This is a genomic window from Pedobacter sp. KLB.chiD, assembly GCF_047040275.1.
GTDB lineage: Bacteria > Bacteroidota > Bacteroidia > Sphingobacteriales > Sphingobacteriaceae > Pedobacter.
In genome coordinates, this window is record NZ_CP178207.1 from 3,523,675 (window position 1) to 3,540,898 (window position 17,224).

9 protein-coding genes are annotated in these 17,224 nt (G+C 40.2%); all 9 read right to left on the reverse strand.

Annotated features, from left to right (window positions below; translation table 11 throughout):
* Positions 1 to 247: 247 nt before the first annotated feature.
* The 9 genes from ACK1I8_RS14390 to ACK1I8_RS14430 all read right to left on the reverse strand — a co-directional run bounded on the left by ACK1I8_RS14390 (position 248) and on the right by ACK1I8_RS14430 (position 17,127).
* Complete coding sequence (locus tag ACK1I8_RS14390) at positions 248 to 1,228, reverse strand: basic secretory protein-like protein (protein WP_412466056.1); 981 nt, start codon at positions 1,226 to 1,228, stop codon at positions 248 to 250.
* Positions 1,229 to 1,292: 64 nt separating this feature from the next.
* Entirely contained in the window at positions 1,293 to 2,264 is a 972-nt protein-coding gene (locus ACK1I8_RS14395) for a hypothetical protein (RefSeq protein ID WP_412466057.1), read from the reverse strand.
* Between the two features lie 59 nt (positions 2,265 to 2,323).
* Positions 2,324 to 4,150 (reverse strand): RagB/SusD family nutrient uptake outer membrane protein, encoded by a 1,827-nt coding sequence (locus ACK1I8_RS14400; protein ID WP_412466058.1) that lies wholly within the window; start codon positions 4,148 to 4,150, stop codon positions 2,324 to 2,326.
* A gap of 10 nt (positions 4,151 to 4,160) precedes the next feature.
* Positions 4,161 to 7,364 (reverse strand): SusC/RagA family TonB-linked outer membrane protein, encoded by a 3,204-nt coding sequence (locus ACK1I8_RS14405; protein WP_412466059.1) that lies wholly within the window; start codon positions 7,362 to 7,364, stop codon positions 4,161 to 4,163.
* 124 nt (positions 7,365 to 7,488) lie between these two features.
* Positions 7,489 to 8,049, reverse strand: a complete 561-nt coding sequence (locus ACK1I8_RS14410; protein ID WP_412466060.1) for a discoidin domain-containing protein — start codon at positions 8,047 to 8,049, stop codon at positions 7,489 to 7,491.
* Positions 8,050 to 8,792: 743 nt separating this feature from the next.
* Positions 8,793 to 9,668: an ROK family protein gene (locus ACK1I8_RS14415; protein ID WP_412466061.1), complete on the reverse strand. Its 876-nt coding sequence runs from the start codon at positions 9,666 to 9,668 to the stop codon at positions 8,793 to 8,795.
* 68 nt (positions 9,669 to 9,736) lie between these two features.
* Complete coding sequence (locus ACK1I8_RS14420; RefSeq protein ID WP_412466062.1) at positions 9,737 to 12,004, reverse strand: GH92 family glycosyl hydrolase; 2,268 nt, start codon at positions 12,002 to 12,004, stop codon at positions 9,737 to 9,739.
* A 418-nt stretch (positions 12,005 to 12,422) separates the two neighbouring features.
* A complete protein-coding gene (locus ACK1I8_RS14425; RefSeq protein ID WP_412466063.1) occupies positions 12,423 to 14,066 on the reverse strand; it encodes a RagB/SusD family nutrient uptake outer membrane protein in 1,644 nt (547 codons plus the stop codon).
* Between the two features lie 10 nt (positions 14,067 to 14,076).
* On the reverse strand, positions 14,077 to 17,127 hold the full coding sequence (locus tag ACK1I8_RS14430; RefSeq protein WP_412466064.1) for a SusC/RagA family TonB-linked outer membrane protein: 3,051 nt from the start codon (positions 17,125 to 17,127) through the stop codon (positions 14,077 to 14,079).
* Between the last annotated feature and the right edge of the window lie 97 nt (positions 17,128 to 17,224).

The following is a 17,224-nucleotide window of genomic DNA, read 5'->3' on the forward strand; positions in this document are numbered from 1 at the left end:
AACGTTTTAGTAAATGATCAAAAATTTTACTTTAGTGATGGATATTTTTACAAAACAGCAGTCGCCTCTGGAGCAAATGCAACAGAATCGGAGCCTGAAGATCCAGCCAGGTTGAATCTTTTAGCATACTTCTCTTTACTTTAATTTCGCAGAAAGCCTTTATGATATATATTTATTTATGATCACCCCTTTGAAGAACAGTCGGGTTTTTACCGGCATATGATCCATAAACTTGAATACCTTCTGATTATTTTTTACTGCTATAGCTAAGTGTTACTTTTTGTGGCGCTTTACCGTAGTCGTTCCAAAGCTGATCTACACTTTTTCCGGTTAAAGTTGTCCACGATTGTTCTGTGTATTGATGAACCCTTAACTGCTGATCTAGTGCAGCAATCAATCCCGGTTTAACATTTTGCTCTAACCAGGCGAAAAAGCGTGCGGTAATCCGATAACTGTTGGTATAATTTTGTTTTTCGTTGTAAGCGGGAAGGCTCCATTTAGAGCCTACATTATCTACACCAAATTTATAGCGTACATAATCGGCAATGCCTTCTGTTAACCAAACCGGACCAGCACTGTAGCCATACCCCTGCACAATATGCATGGTTTCGTGGGTTACCACATCAATATCGGTTGGATGCGCTTTCATATAACCAGCGCTGAACAGAATCCTGTTACCACTGGCTTCTGCTACGGCTTTATAAGCAGTATCAACCACAAAAAGTACATCATGTGTAGATTTTTGGTTAAATGTTTTGACCAGTGTGGGATAAATCTCGAAATAGGTAGAAATTAAATTTTTTCTAACCGTCGGATCGAGGTTAGGATCTTTACTGATAAAAGTTAGCGTATAGCCTTTGTGTTTTTCTTTACTGTATGATACCCAATTTTTAGAAAGCGCAGTAAAAAGTTCTTTCTCGATCTTCCCTTGCGATTTGTTTTTAATCCACTCGCTGTTCACTTTAATCTCACCGGCCTTAGCTTTAATCGTCGGCGTTTCATCGGTTACAAAATCCAATATTACGTTTCGTTTAGTCCTGTAGCCATCGGCCTGGGCAAAGCCAGGATAAACATTGATAAAAGCGGCTTTTAGCCTGGCATCTAAAGCGGCATTAATGACGCTGTCCTTATCGTTGATGACAATTTTATAGCCTCTTTCTCTGTTTTGGGCAAAAGTAACAACCGCTGAGCAGGATACTAATGCGAAGATTAAAAATTTTTTGATCATTTGTTTTATTGTGATAAAAAAGAAAGATTCAGCCTCTTATGCTAAATCTATTCTGGTTATAAATTTAATAGGTAATATTCGGGAAATCGGTTTTGGCTTTGGTCAACATTGGTGCCCAGTCTGCCCCTTTTTCGTCTTTTGGTCCAAAGGCTGTTAAGGCCAATGTTGCCAAATTTGCTTTGGCCGCACCGCTCCAAAAGTGAATAAATTCGCCAAAATTCATTTTTCGCGTGTATTGCTGGTAACTTTTGCCTTGTACCGTGATATTTTGTTTCGGGAAATGTTGCGATAGGAGGGTAAAAAAGCCATTCAACACCTTTGCTTTACCATAATTTTCGTAAATCGGTAAAAACCAGTTTTTGAACCATTGCGTACCGGCTCTTGGGTAACTGTCGGTTGTGGTCATCATTTTGTTCATCCAGCGTTGTGCATCAGCTGGCCTGTTTAAGCCCAAATACACATCGTACTGATAAATTTCCATCCATTTACTATCGTGCCAGATATCAAAGGCGGGAGATTCCTTTACCCCTTTCGATGCGCCTTCTACGATATGACCGATTTCATGTGTAGATAAATCGATATCGTTGTCTATACCTGTAATCCATGCATTTAAATCATTGGATCCACAATCCGTAACATTCCGGTAATCATGGCCGGCATCAAGATAGGTCCCCGGGTGACCGCCTCCATATTTACCTGCATGATAAATAACGAACAAGCGGCTATCATCGCCAAACTTACCATAAACCTTTTTGGTGTAATTCCAGGCATCGGCCATATAGGTTTTCGGCCAGGTCACAGTGGGCTTTACATCGCCATCATAATAAACCACCACGCTGGTATCATAACTCACACGGTTTAATAATTGAACGTGTTCGAACCAATGTTCTTTCCAGGTTTTGGGCGGCGCATCGGGCGGGTCAATCGCCTCTACCAGTGGTGGCGCTGGCTTCGCCGTTTCTACAGGTGTCTTTTTGCTGTTGCAGGCCAGTAGTAAAACAGCGGTAATTGCTATTAATGGAAAAATATTTTTCATTGCATGGATATAAAGAGATTAAAAAAGCACCGAACAAAATGCCCGGTGCTATATCTATTTTACCAACCTGTATTTTGTACAAGTAGAGGTACTTTTTGGATTTCGCCTGCTGGTATAGGCCATAAGTAATGTTTCTTTTGGAAAACCCTATTTTCGGTAACTACAGGTGTAAAAAATCCAGGTGCATTTTGAGTGATGTTCAAACCTCTGATTTGTTTATCGGTTGTTTCTGCAATTTTCCATTCCCTTGTGTAGAAATAGCGGTCCAATTCGAAAGCCAACTCAACACGTCGCTCTCTGCGGATGGCATCTTTCATATCTGTTGGGATAGGTAAACCTCCACTTCCATAAACCGGGATACCTGCTCTGGTACGGATCCTGTTTAGGTAAATCAAAATATCAGGATCAGATGGATTTGATTCTTGCAAAGCCTCGATGTAATCCAAATAAATTTCTGCCAATCTGATTACGGTGAAAATTGCTCTACCATTTGTCCAACCAGCTACCGTTAAATGTTTTCTGGAGGTATAGCCTGTTTTGGTATAATCGTTATTGGCAATGGCAGCTTTACCCGCATTACCATTAAATTCAAAACTGGTAATGATATTAGATGAAGGATTGATCCATTTACGTCCACTGTAAGTAATATCAGCATAAAAACGTGGTTCGCGGTTCACATACATATTGCTGATTGCTCTCGGTGCATTCTGATCATTTGGATCTGGCGCCTGATAAATTGATGTTCCGTTAGCGGTATAAGCCGGATCATTTTCGATAGGTAAACCGTTTGCGGTAAAAAATGCATCTACCAGTTGTTGCGATGGAGATAAAAATGAACCACCTTTGTCGCCACCTGAAGCACCGTTGTGATTTGGTGCTAGAGAATACTGATAAAAAGTAACATCACCACCTCTACCAAAAATGATCTCAGCATTCCAGCCATTTAAAAATACATCTCTCATAGCAATAAAGGCCCGGTTAAAAGCCGTATTTGGCAAACCAGCCGGTGTTGAAGGTACTGAATACAGCGCGTAGTTAGAATAGTTAGGGTTGTTTAAAAAAGCTTTCGCTGCTGTAGCCAACCTGGTCCATTTTGCAACACTATACGTTTGATTGATCAATTGTTTACCATCCTGATTTTTGAGGTTTGCATAATCGGTATTCCCGTTAAATAACGGACGGGCGGCAGTTAACAATGCTTTGATTTTATAAGCATCTGCCACTGAAGCCGTGATGTGACCATAATCTTCATTGGCCTGTGGGGTTGCAGGCAAACGAGAACTGGTGGCTTCCAGTTCGCTCACGATGTAATCAATGCACTCATCCATCGAGTTACGGGGTTTACTGATGGCTTGCAGCGGTGCATCTGACGCAATTGGGTCATTACCCAATAATACAACCGGCCCGTACTGTCTTACCAGGTGATAGTAATAAATCGCCCGCAAAGCCCTTGCCTCGTTGTAGTAACGGTTTACAATATCAATACCACCGATATTACAATCGGTACACCTGCTTACATTTGCCATAAAGGAACTGGCAGCCTGTATACCACGGTAATAACTTTGCCAGTGGTAATTTACCTGACCACTCGTGGCATCCCAGGCACCCGAATTTACGTTTTCTGTAAAGTTCGGCAAGGTATAATCAGCCTCGTCAGAAGCAGCCGTCCATGGCCCGATATTTCCTGATCCTGAAGCCGAACGGTCTTGATTTTGATCTGGTAATGTAGAGTAAACGTTAGCCAGTGCCTGATCAACAGTGGCTTTTTTCTCGTACATCTGATCGAAAGTTAGCCTGTCGTCAGGTACCTGATTTAAAAATTTCTTACAGCCATAATTACCAATTACCAGTAATACACCAGCTGTATATATCAATATCTTTTTCATTCTTTTTATTTTAAAAATTAGCGGTTAAACCCAAAGAATAGTTAGAGGTTAATGGATACCTTGTACCGTTGTTGGTTAATAACTCTGGATCCCATAATTTGAATTTGCTGATGGTAAACACATTGTAACCTGTAGCGTATACCCTTAAACGTTTAACGCCTAAAGATTTTATTCCATTTTTTAGGGTATAACCCAAATCGGCATTTTTTAACCTTAAGAAACTCACATCACGTTTCCACCAGGTACTGGACTGATAGTTATTGTTATTGGTACCACCATAAGATAACCGTGGATAAACGGCATCCTGGCGTGGATTAGTTGTCGTCCAACGATCGGCAGCTACTGCCAACATATTACCCAAACCTCCGGAATTGGCAAAGGATGGAATGTTTAACAGAATGTCTGCGTTATCCTGCCCCTGGAAAAATAAACCGAAGTCGAAGTTTTTATAGGTTAACGAGAAACCAAAACCATACGTGCTACTTGGCACATCTCCCCTACCAATGATCGTTTGGTCAAACGAATCGATTTTACCATCACCGTTTAAATCTTTATACTTGATATCTCCCGGCATCAGCGTTCCAAACTGGGTAGGACTGGCGTTGATTTCTGCCTGACTATCAAATAATTTTTCTGCAATGTAACCTATACGGGTTGATGCCAAAACATTGTATCCGCGTTGCTCCATCCATGGGTACGGTTTTGGTGCCTGATCATTTTCAATTACCTTGTCTTTATTGAAGGTAAAATTTGCCCTTAAATTAAGTGACCAATCTTTACCAAACTGCGCATCGTACTGTATGGTACCATCAATTCCTTTGTTTTCTACAATACCCAGGTTACCGATTGGCGTATTGGCTAAACCGATGTAGTTTGGAACAGTTCCTCTTTGGATAAATTGGTCTGTTCTTCTTTCCTTAAAGAAATCGACAATTAACGATAGGTTGTTATTGAATGTTTTTAACTCGAAGCCTAAATCCTGTTTACGTGTTTCGGCCCAGGTTACATCTACTCCATAGGCAGTTACGCCCAAACCATTATATCCAATATTTCCGGTCTGACCAAAAGTATAACCACTTGCACCACCTACTTTTGTTAAATAATAAAAACGGTCGCCTTCTGCATTAGCATAGCCCGAGCCACTGGCCCCACTACCCACAATACCATCAGAATAGCGGAATTTAACCATCTGGAAGGTATTTTTTAAGGACTCGAAAAACTTCTCGCTCGATAACAACCATCCAATACCCAATGCAGGGAAGAAACCATAACGTTTATCAGGTGCAAAGTTTTCAGAACCATTATAGCCCATATTAAACTCAAAGAAATATTTATTGTCGTAAGCATAAGTGGCCCGACTGGCAACCCCTTGTAAACGATAAGGAAGAGATAACGTTAGGTTTCCGGCAAATGGCGTACTGTTATCATTCTGGTTGTAAAGTAATAAACCTGAAACGGCATGTTTTCCAAAAGTGCGGTTGTAGTTGATGGCGGCCTCAAAATACATTTTCTTATCACCGCCGTTACTGATGCCATAATTCAGGAAATCCTGTCCCTGAAGAACCAATCCGTACTTGTAACCTGATGCAGGATTGTTTGCCACGATGTACGGATCGTTAGGATTGATCCTGTAAATGGTTTCTCTCTTGGTTCTCGCTATCGCATTATTGTTATTCACGTCAAATGAGAACATAGAGGTCACTGACAAACCCGGGGTTAATTCTTTTAAATCCTGTGTTAAACGTAGGTTAGAATATAATTGGTTGCTATATCCTGTTCTGTATCCATTTCTGGTCACATCGCCATAAGGATTACGTTGATCGGCCTGCGGACTAATACCAGGTAAACTACCATTTGGATAAAGTACCGGGAAAGAAGTTGGATTGATCAAAAAAGCCTGATTAAAGATCTCCTGGGCGCCGAGATTACTCGGAAAATTGCTCTGCGATAGAATGCCTTTAATACCCAAATCCAGTTTTGTGGTACCCGTAACATCCCAGTTCAAGTTTGTGCTCACATTGTAGCGACTAAAGCTTTGTTTAACAGCAGAATTTACCGCTTCGTCTGTTTTAAACAAACCATCCTCACCATAATAACCTAATGAAACGTAATATTTAGCATTACTTACACCACCAGACAGGTTAGCTGTTCCCGATCTGTTATGGCCAAAATCATTATAAATGGCATCAAACCAGTTTACGTTCGGATAAAGGATCGGATCGGTACCTGCAGCTGTTTTTTGAATGGCATCTATAGAATATGCTGGTGTAAATGCCCCTGCTGCCCCACCGCGTAAATAATCGGAATATTTGGCCTCATTGGCTAAGTTCATGTAATCTACACCATCAATCAGTTGTGGCCTTTTAGTGAAACGGCTCACGCCTTCATAGTATTCAACGTTAATTCTTGGGGTACCAATTTTACCTTGTTTAGTGTTGATCAGGATTACACCATTTGCACCACGGATACCATATACTGCTGTTGCAGCGGCATCTTTCAGTACCGTGAAATTCTCTACATCATATACACTGATATCGTTCAGGTTACGGTTTGGTACACCATCAATGATAATAAGTGGTCCTCTATCTCCAGAGTTTAGTGAAGATATACCACGGATAAAAATATCCGATCCGGTTGCACCTGGCTCACCGTTACGGGATACGTTAACTACACCAGGGATACGGCCTGCCAATAACTGGCTCATACTCGAAACCGGTTGTTTTAATTCGTCAGCTTTAACTGATGATTGTGCACCAACCAAACTTTCTTTTTTCTGTGTACCGAAACCTACAATGGCCACCTCCTGTAAGTTGGCGCCAACGGTTTCCTTTAAACGGATATCCAGTACGCTTTGTGTACCAACGGTGATCTCTTTTGAATCATAACCGACATAAGTAATGATCAAAACCGCATTCTGATCGGGAACAGTAATGGTAAATGCTCCGTTTACATCTGCAGCAGCACTGGTAGAACTTCCTTTAACTTTTACACCGGCACCTGGCAATGGCGCACCGGTTTCGTCTTTAATAATACCACGGATTACAATATCAGCCCTGGTTTGATTCACAGTAGCTGAACTGTTTATATTAATGGCCGATGCACTGGCTTTTGTATAAAAACCACTGCTTAAGGCCATTGCAAAAGCAATAGCTTTAAAAGCACAAGGTTTAAGCCTGAGCCTACCCCTGGTTAAATCTGTATTTTTCTTCATCATAAAATTAGTTTGTTGTGAACAGATTACTGTTATTTGGTCTATTGATTAGTTTGAAAGAAATTTTGTTGACTACCGGTTAGTCCCGGCAGAATAAATTTGGTATGTTTATTATGGTAAACACAAATTACTGTTGCTCTTCAGGTACTTCAATTACACGCCACTCAGACAACTGGAACAAAGAACCACCGTTATTTGCGGTAATACTAAGCCTGTAAAATTTATACAGCACTTTGTTTTTAAAGTTGTATGTTTTGGTGGTGTTACGGCCCGAAAATGTCTCGCCGGTCCTGGTATCAAGATCTACCCAGGCACTTCCATCTGTAGAGCCGCTTAATTTCCAGTTTTTCGGATCCCTGTCTGGCGCATCGTTACCCGAAGTCAATGTGTAAGATGCCACCTGCTGAACCGAAGGGAAAGTTAACTGTAAGTAAAGGCCCGATTGATAAGGATTGATCAAAAATTTCGAGTTGATATCATTATCAACCACTTTTAAAGATCCTTCAGCACCTGAAGCACCGCCCGAATTTTCGAAATTAACAGAAAGTACGGCCTTTGCAGTTACATCTACCTTTGCTTTCCAGGTAAAAAGATCCACTGCCGGGTATTCTTCTTTCCCGCATCCAAGAATTAAAGCTAACGCAAAGCAGAGCCCAACAGCTTTCCTGGTCATTTTTAAAAGATTCATAATAGTTTGATTATAGTTTGTTGGTTATTAAAATATGCAAGATTTACTCGATTGATCAATGAATGATCAGGGATTTATTCGTTTTCAAGAAAGGCAGATGATCAGCTATTAAGCAATCTCTTTAACTTCGGCACCATATCCCCTATAAATTAGGGGGTATTAACCTACAAACGGTAAATTTTGGCCATTCGATTTCAGGTCGCTTTAAGCATTAGCCTCTTCCAATTACGAATAAAACTAGTCGTGCCTATAGCCGTAAGCTGGTTTAGTAGTTTTTTTAATCATGATGAGTTATGGTTTGGTTTGGTTGGTTAAGCGGTAGAATGTGATGTGTCAGAATGTAAAATTTATCTCATTTAGGTCTCTCCTTATTTTTAATGAATGAATAGTTAATTTTTGACTAAACTAAAACGTTTTAGTGTTTATACATAAAAAAAAGCACCAATCTTAATGATCAACACTTTGTTTTTCTTAGTCCCTTTTGCGAAATGTTTAAATAACTCAAGACTAAAACGTTTTATTAAACAATAATAAGCATATTATTAATAAATTAAAAATAATTTACTTTTTTTTGGAAAAATTATTTGGGAAGGTTATTCCGATGAGCTAACGGGAAGATTACGGTAATAAACAGTATCTTTTTTTAGATACGGTTTCCTTTAAAACAGGAATAAAGAAAAATTGACTAAACTACAGGCTTAGCATGTAAATATGTTAATCCTGTAGTTTATGATAAATAGATATTAGGTTAAGCTTAAATCGCAGCAGCTTGCAGCACCAATCAAAGCCGCATGTTCTTTCAGTTCCGAAATTTTGATTTCGGCATTTATTTCATTGCCTTTAAGTGTTGCAGTCAATTCAGGGGCAAATGCACTAAAAGATTGTGCAATATTCCCCCCAACAATTACGGTATTTATTTTGTACCTCCTAATCACAGGGATTAAAAACTGGGCCAGGTTATAGCCGAATTCCATAAAAACCATCGTCGCAAAGTGATTGCTTTCTACCATCCCCACCAATTCCTTAACACCTTCCACGTCCTCACCGCTCAATTGCTTAAAACGTTTTACGAACCAGCGTGTAGATAGGTAATCTTCAGCAATTCCATCCAAAAAAGGAGAGTTCCATAAATCTGCATCGTAGGCCTTATCATTTAAACAAAGTGAAGATCCAAGCCCTGTTCCCAGGGTTAACCCCAACACGTTCACATTTCCTTTGGCAGCCCCGGCAAAAACCTCCCCTTGTAAAAAGCCGGCTGCATCGTTTATAAAATGGATATTTTCTATGTCAATGCCCAATCGTTTTGCAAGTTCTTCTTTCACATTAACCTGATACAGCGATTTAAACTTATCCTGATCTTTAATCAACGAAATTCCATCTTTATAATTAAAGGGTCCGGGCATGGCTATGCCCACATTCCTGCTGCCATTTTTTATATCCTGAAAAGCTTTATTAATAATATCGCACCAGGCCGATAAAATCACTTCCTTATCCTCCTGTGAATTCACAGGGCAACGCTTGATAGAGTTTTCCATTAAGGTTCTGGTTTCCAAATCTACCAACGCGGCTGTAATGTGCGAGCCGCCAATATCTACACCTAATGCAACAGGCTTTTCCATTCTTTATATATTTCTATTCTCTTTCCTTTATTCATTTGACTAATTCGGCAAAAGTAGTCATTCATTGTCTATTTACTAATCGAAAACGGCTTATCCTCCTCTGATATTCCCCTATCTAACGAAGGTTTAACATTCATCTCCAATTTTAATACACCGCCTTTTAATAAATCACTATGATTTAAGTAATTTTTGGTATAATTTTCACCATTTAAGCTTGCTGACTTGATATAAACATGATTTACATCATTTGCCGGCGCTTCGATGATAAATTTTTTGCCATTTTCGAGGTTAATCGTTGCTTTTTTAAATACCGGGCTCCCTAAAACATATTCTCCGGATCCCGGGGTTACACTATAAAACCCTAAAGCGCTCAATACATACCATGAAGAGGTTTGTCCCTGATCTTCATCTCCCGGATAACCGTTTTCTGTAGCATCGTACAGTTTACGCATCACTTCACGGGCGCGCAACTGAGCTTTCCAGGGCTGGTTGGCATAATTATATAGATAAACCATATGTTGTATCGGTTGATTGCCATGTGCATATTGCCCCATGTTGGCCATTACCATTTCGGTCATTTCATGGATCATCCCTCCGTAAGAACCTACATTAACTTTATTGGGTTCGCTAAAAACCGAATCCAGCTTCGAAACAAAATGGTTGTTCCCGCCCATTAAGTTAATTAAACCTTTGGTATCCTGAAAAACAGACCATTGCCAATGCCAGGCATTACCTTCGGTAAATGGGCCTCCCCATTCAGTCGGATCGAAATTTGGCGACCATTTGCCCTCCGCATTTTTTCCCCGCATAAAACGTGTAGACGGATCGTACACATTTTTATAATTGAACATGGGTTTCTCAAAAACTTCCATATAATGTTTATCGCCAATCATTTTAGCTAAGGCATAAGCACAATAATCGTCGTAAGCATATTCCAATGTTTTTGCAGTAGCTTCTCTGTATTTAGGATAAGGAACATAACCCAATTGGTTATATTCGGTTACACCGTCTCTGCCATTTGCCGGTCCCCATGGACCTTTGTTCATCGCTTCATGGTAATAGGCATCCAAAGCCTTTTTGGGATCAAATGTTCTGATCCCTTTTGCCCAGGCATCTGCCAACAGCGAAATGGCATGGTTACCAATCATACTTCCGGCTTCACTGGGGAAAGACCATGAAGGTAACCAACCGCATTGTTCATAGGCATCGAGCATAGCTTGCATATAACGGCCATGCATTTCTGGATGTACCAATGTATTTAACGGAAACTGCGCACGAAAGGTATCCCAAAAGCCCGTATCGGTGAACATGTAGCCATTATGCACTTTACCATCATACGGACTAAAATAATAAGGTGTGCCGGCCTCGTTAATTTCGTAAAATTTCCTGGAGAATAAACTTGCCCTGAAAAAGCAGGAATAAAAAGTTTCCATATCTGCTTTAGATCCCCCTTCAACTTCTATCTTCCCTAACGATTTATTCCAGACTGCAGCTGCATTGGCTTTAGTATCTTCCAAAGTCTTATCACTGCCCAATTCTCTTTTTAAATTGAGTTCGGCCTGTTTTAAGCTAATGTAAGAAGACGCTGTTTTCACCTGAACCTTTGCCCCTGGTTCAAACTGTACAAAGGCCCCCTTACCTAAGCCCTCTGCTGAAATGGAATCTTTTGAAAGGGTATTCCGTTTGTTTTCCCAGGTACCATACGCTTTAACCGGTTGATCAAATTGAACCACGAAATAACTTTTCCAACCTTTTTTAAAGCCTTCACCATTATTAACCCAACCGGTTATCTTATTTTCTTTTGGATAAATCCGAACACCGCTGAGTCTGGTGTATCCGTCTAAAACTAAAAAGCTTCTTTTGCCTTTTGGGTAACTGAACCTGAGGTGTGCACCGCGCTCTGATGGTGAAATCTCGGTGGTGATTTCGTTCTCAAATGTTACTTTGTAATAGTTGGGTTTGGCAATCTCATCCTTGTGACTAAATTTAGCTTCCCGCTGATCTTCGTTTACCACCAGTTCATCAATCATGGGCATTAATGAAAATACGGCATAATCTCTTGTCCATGAACTGCATTGGTGCGCCTGCTGAAAACCTCTGATTTTATCTTTAAAGTATTGGTATTTCCACCCATCGCCGTTTTTCCCGGTTTGCGGAGTCCAGGTATGCATGCCAAATGGCAGTGCCGTTGTAGGGTAGGTGTTTCCCCGCGTAAGTTCGTGTTTAGAATTGGTACCCTGCAGGGTGTTTACATAGCTGACCCAATTTTTCTGCTGTGCAAATAAACCTTTGGTCAAAAGGCAACATAAAACGGATACGATTAATTTAAGTTTCATTTGTGTTGGTTTTCTCAGAAATATTTGGTCAGGCAGATTAAAACAAGCGTTACGCATCATCAATGGATAAGCTAGCGCCTTTATTTTTTGATTTCTATAATTGGAAAAAATGACAAGGTTTAACTAAAGGAAAATTTTCTCATAACTAATATCTGGTCTTGTATAAACATAAATCGTTTTATTATACTCTATTCATCAATTCCAAGATTCTCAAATGAAGAAAAACCGTTAAACGATGGCTATTTTAATGGATGATTTTTGTTTAGTAGTCTGATTCAAAGTAAAACGTTTTACCAAGCCAATATTAGTAAAAAAATATGCAGTTTTTGCTTTCTAAATCCGTAACATGTAGGTTACAATTTTTTCTTATAAATTGGGACAAAAAAAAAGTGTCCATTTACTGGACACCTTTTAGTTTTTATTGATAACCTGGATTCTGTTTCAGGTTGGTATTTAGCGTTAACTGCCTTAAAGGAATTGGATAAAGTGTTTTAGTAGCAGTTGATGGTGTATGATCCCACCAGCTGGCTGTTGCAAATTTTCCAAAGCGAATCAGATCGTCTCTTCTCATGCCTTCAAAAATAAATTCTCTTCCCCGTTCAGCCAGGAGCTCATCTAAAGTTAAACTTGTTGTGGTATAAGCACGCGTAGCAAAATTTGCCTCGGTAAATGCCCGTTTTTTACAATCGTTTATTAACTGAACGGCTTCTGCAGTTGCTACACCCCCATTTTTACGCATAATGGCTTCTGCTTTGGCAAAGTATATCATGGTTAAACGATAAATATTCCAGTCGCCATTGTTATAATTTACATCAACTGCAGGCACTCCACCTGGTCCTGGAAACTGGTTACCTAATTTGTACTTGTTAAAACGTACACCAGAATTTTCTTCACCTTCGCTCATATTACTCACTGTAGAACCTGTTTTGTTTTTTCTGATATTATCAACAAACACCAATTGCGAACCATTGTACTCCTCAGATGCCAAAACTGGTTTAGTTGGGTCAACAAACTGAAACATTGGTCCTTCCAAAAGCCATTCTCTTTTTCTCAGGTCAGCATCTTCATAGGTGGTAAAAACACCTGGAACCACAACAATTCCATCGTTACCATTTCTTCCGCCGCCGTAAATCTGCTGTTGTTTAAAGTGATAGAATTCTGAAGGCCATGATGGCTGGAAATTGGCTATTGAATAATTATAAGCAATAGAGAAAATAGCCTCTTTAGATAAATCGTTTGTTGTTTTAAACTGGTCGGTAATGTTAGGATCAAGTGCCATCACACCATTTTGTGCACCTGCTTCCCCTGATATTATTTTATTTGCGGCAGCAATACAATCGTCCCAACGTGGGGTTCCTGTCCATACTTCTGCATTCAAATAAAGTTCTACCAACATGGCGTAGCCCGCAGCCTGGCTGATCCTGCCCACCATTGCCCGCGATAGTTTTGGTGCTTTATCAATATTGTTTTTGATTTCCGATTCAATAAAGTTAAACACCTCTTTTCTTGGCATGGTTTCCGGCCTTTCCGGAGTTCCAACTTTGGTTACTACAGGAATGTTACCAAACAGATCCATTAATTTAAGATAATGGAATGCCCTTAGAAGCTTCAATTCTGCAATATAGGCATCTTTCTCTGCCTGTGTAATTCCCATCTGACCAATATCTCTCTTTTCGATATTCTCGATAGGATCATTACATAATCCCATACCCCAGTTCATTAATACCCAGGCCTGGTTAAGTCCACCTTCATCTACAGTCCAGGTGTGGTAGTGTAACCTTTTCCATTTACCACCGTCTTCACCGTGGCGACCTTTGGTAGGCCAGGCCAGTTGATCTCCTGATAATTCGGCCAGGCGCCACCAGCCATCCTGACCAGATGGTGTAACCCAGGCATTAGCATGTGTATAAGGCCTTAATACAGCCGATAACACCTCTGTTTTGTTATTATAAAAATTATCAGTTAACAACTGATCGTATGCGTTTTCGTCAAGCTTTGTACAAGCGCTTGTAATGCTTAATACACCTGCAAGCACACCATATATGATTGATTTATTTTTCATTTTCAATTTTTTAGAATCCAACATTTAAACCGATTACAAATGATCTGGTACTTGGGTACGGACCTCTGGTATCAATCCCTAAACTTTTACCGTCAATTTCATTACCTATACCATTGTCTTGTACAAAGTCAGGGTCGTTTCCGGTATAGCCGGTAATGGTTCCAAGATTTTGGCCTGTTGCGTAAAGGCGCAGATTACGGATATATTTATTCTTGAATTTAAAATTGTAGCCTAAGGTAACCTCATCCAGTTTCACAAAACTTCCACTTTCCAGGTAGTAATCGGAAAACATATAGGTATCATTAATGTCGTTATATTTATCGAAAGTACTTCTTAATAAGTTACCAGACCAGGTTCTGTTGGCATAGGTTAAAGCAGTTGTATTTAATACATCAAATCCGAATTTACCCCTTAAGAATATGCGGAGGTCGAAATTTTTGTAGGTAAAACTGTTTGTCCACGAAGCATAGTATTTAGGAACCGCATTACCGATAACGGCTAAATCAGATTGATTCAAATCATTACGTGACGTATTGATCTGACCATTTAAAACCTTTTCGCCATTTCTGTTATAAAACAACCATTTACCTTCCGGCGTAAAACCGGCAAACCTTTTACCGAAAAACTCACCAATTTTGCCACCTTCAAACAGCGTAAAAGCATCACCTAAATCTCCTGCGCCGCCAATGCCTCCCCGGGTGATGAATTTAACTTTAAATACATCGTTCGAGTAGCTGTCTAACCTGTTGCTCAAAGTACTGGCCGTAGCATCCATGTTCCAGCTAAAGTCGTTATTTTTAATCACCAGGTAACTTAAACCCAACTCAATACCTTTAGAGGAGATCTGGCCAACGTTGGTTTGCAGATTATCACGTACATATGGTGGCTGAGGCGTGGTATAGCTATCCAAAAGATCTTTGGTAGTTCTCTTAAATACATCAATCGAACCGGTTAATCGGCTGTTAAGCAAAGTAAAGTCTAAACCAATGTTAGCCTCTTGCTTACGTTCCCATCTCAAATTCGGATTGGGATTACGGTCAGGACCATAGGTTTCATAGTAGTTACCGTCCGGGTACAGGTATTTACCACCGCCGCCAAGTGTAACGCGGGATACATTGTTTGAGGTAGGTGCATTACCGGTAACCCCGTAACCAGCTCTTAATTTCAGGTAGTTAACAAAAGAAATGTTTTTCATAAAACCTTCTTCGGTAATGTTCCATCCGGCAGAAACCGCAGGAAAGTTACCCCATTTGTTATTTGCCCCAAACCTTGATGAGCCCTCTCTCCTTAGAATAAACTGAACCAGGTATTTGTTATCAAAAGCATAGTTAACCCTACCAAAGAATGCGATCAAAGTATTGTCGTTTTTGCCACTCGACATGGTTGCCTTACCAACCCCTAATGCAGCTCCCTGAGAGATATTATCCTCATGAAAAAGATCGTTGATGAAGCCACGGTTAGACATGTCTGCTCTTTCTTCCATATAATAACGGTAGCTATAACCTGCTAATGCCGTAATATTATGCTTCTGTGCAAATGTATTGGTATAATTTAAGGTAGGTTCAACCGCATAAGCCTGCGAAAGGAAATTACCTCTGTAAGCATAACCACCACCAGGGAAATCCGTATTTTCTACTGAGTTTTCACTGGCCTTTAAACGGTACTGGCCGTCCAGATACGAATTCCTCACTACCGAACCAAAAATAGAGGCCTTTAAGCCTTTAAAAATATCCAGATCGGCTTTTACATCACCGGATGTGGTCTGTTGTTTTCTGTAACTTGTTTCCTGAAATAACCTCGCATATTCGTTTGTGCTGGTTAGGTCGAAACGATAAGAACCATCAGGATTGAAGTTAGAAAGTGTAGGATTTTTAGCCGATTCACTTTCCCAGCCGCCACCGCCCAACAGGTTGGCCTTGTTAAAATTGGTAACCAGGTTCATCTGAATGTTCAAACGGTCATCCAGTCCCCTTTGGTTTACATTTAACCTTAAGGTATATTCTTCTCTGCCATTCTGTTTAGCAATACCTTCCAGGTTACGGTAGTTTAAACTGGCCCTGTAGTTTGTTTTTTCCGTTCCGCCACTAAAAGAAAGGTTATGGTTTTGAGAAAGGTTATCATGATTGATCAGATCGTTATAAAAATCGGTTGAACTGCCAAAATCCTGTTGTTTGATTTGACCTGAGGCTATTTTTTGGCGATACTCATCCGCAGTCAAATAATCAGGACGTTTTTGAATATACTCTTTTCTTAAATAACTGGAATATTCGAACACGCCCGGTCCTGCCTTTCCTTTTTTGGTGGTAATCAAAATTACACCTGCATTGGCACTGGTACCATATATAGCTGCACCCGAACCATCTTTTAATACATCAATCGAAGCAATATCGTCTTGCTGTAATAAATCGGGGTTACCGCCAGGTATACCATCAATTACAAATAGTGGACTCCGGCTTCCGGTTACAGTTACCGATCCCCTTAATTGCACAGACACACCACTATTGGGGTTACTACCGCCTGGCCTGGTCAAGTTTAAACCCGCAATTTTACCTTGTATAAGGTCTAAAGGATTTCTGGAACCACTTTGTCTGAAATCTTCAATACCGGCATGGCCTACTGCAGAGGTCGTTTCTTTAATTCCCTGTGTACCATAACCAACCGCAACAACCGTTACTTCTTTTAAGTTTGTATTTTTTGCGACTGCTAGTTTTACATTAATTACTGACGATTGGCCAACCGTGATATCCTGCGTATCGTAACCAATATAGGAAATACGGAGCACTTGCCCTTCACTGGCTTCAATAGAAAATTTTCCGTTACCATCGGTTACTGTAGCTTTACCGGTAGTCTGATTTTTTATACCTGCACCTGGAACCGGCAAACCACTGTCGTCAACTACCGTTCCGGTAACATTTTTTTGCGCCTGAACCCCCTCTTTGCGCACGTGGCCATTCAAGAACCCCCGTGTGCCTTTCCACTCCGAATTCATTGAAAACGCAGGACTATTCAGCAATACGATTGCAGCCGACAGTCCCGTAATTTTAAGTAAATTAATTTTCATCAACGGTTTTGTTAAATTATTATAAAAGATTAGTTATTTTTTTCCTGGTAATATTTATCTGAGATTAAAACGACCGGACGCGATCAATTGCCGAACA

What these genes read in the sequence shown, in the direction of transcription:
- ACK1I8_RS14395 (WP_412466057.1), bottom strand. Translation starts at nt 2,264, where the DNA reads ATGAAAAATATTTTTCCATTAATAGCAATTACCGCTGTTTTACTACTG.
- ACK1I8_RS14410 (WP_412466060.1), bottom strand. Translation starts at nt 8,049, where the DNA reads ATGAATCTTTTAAAAATGACCAGGAAAGCTGTTGGGCTCTGCTTTGCG.
- ACK1I8_RS14420 (WP_412466062.1), bottom strand. Translation starts at nt 12,004, where the DNA reads ATGAAACTTAAATTAATCGTATCCGTTTTATGTTGCCTTTTGACCAAA.
- ACK1I8_RS14405 (WP_412466059.1), bottom strand. Translation starts at nt 7,364, where the DNA reads ATGATGAAGAAAAATACAGATTTAACCAGGGGTAGGCTCAGGCTTAAA.
- ACK1I8_RS14415 (WP_412466061.1), bottom strand. Translation starts at nt 9,668, where the DNA reads ATGGAAAAGCCTGTTGCATTAGGTGTAGATATTGGCGGCTCGCACATT.
- ACK1I8_RS14430 (WP_412466064.1), bottom strand. Translation starts at nt 17,127, where the DNA reads ATGAAAATTAATTTACTTAAAATTACGGGACTGTCGGCTGCAATCGTA.
- ACK1I8_RS14400 (WP_412466058.1), bottom strand. Translation starts at nt 4,150, where the DNA reads ATGAAAAAGATATTGATATATACAGCTGGTGTATTACTGGTAATTGGT.
- ACK1I8_RS14425 (WP_412466063.1), bottom strand. Translation starts at nt 14,066, where the DNA reads ATGAAAAATAAATCAATCATATATGGTGTGCTTGCAGGTGTATTAAGC.
- ACK1I8_RS14390 (WP_412466056.1), bottom strand. Translation starts at nt 1,228, where the DNA reads ATGATCAAAAAATTTTTAATCTTCGCATTAGTATCCTGCTCAGCGGTT.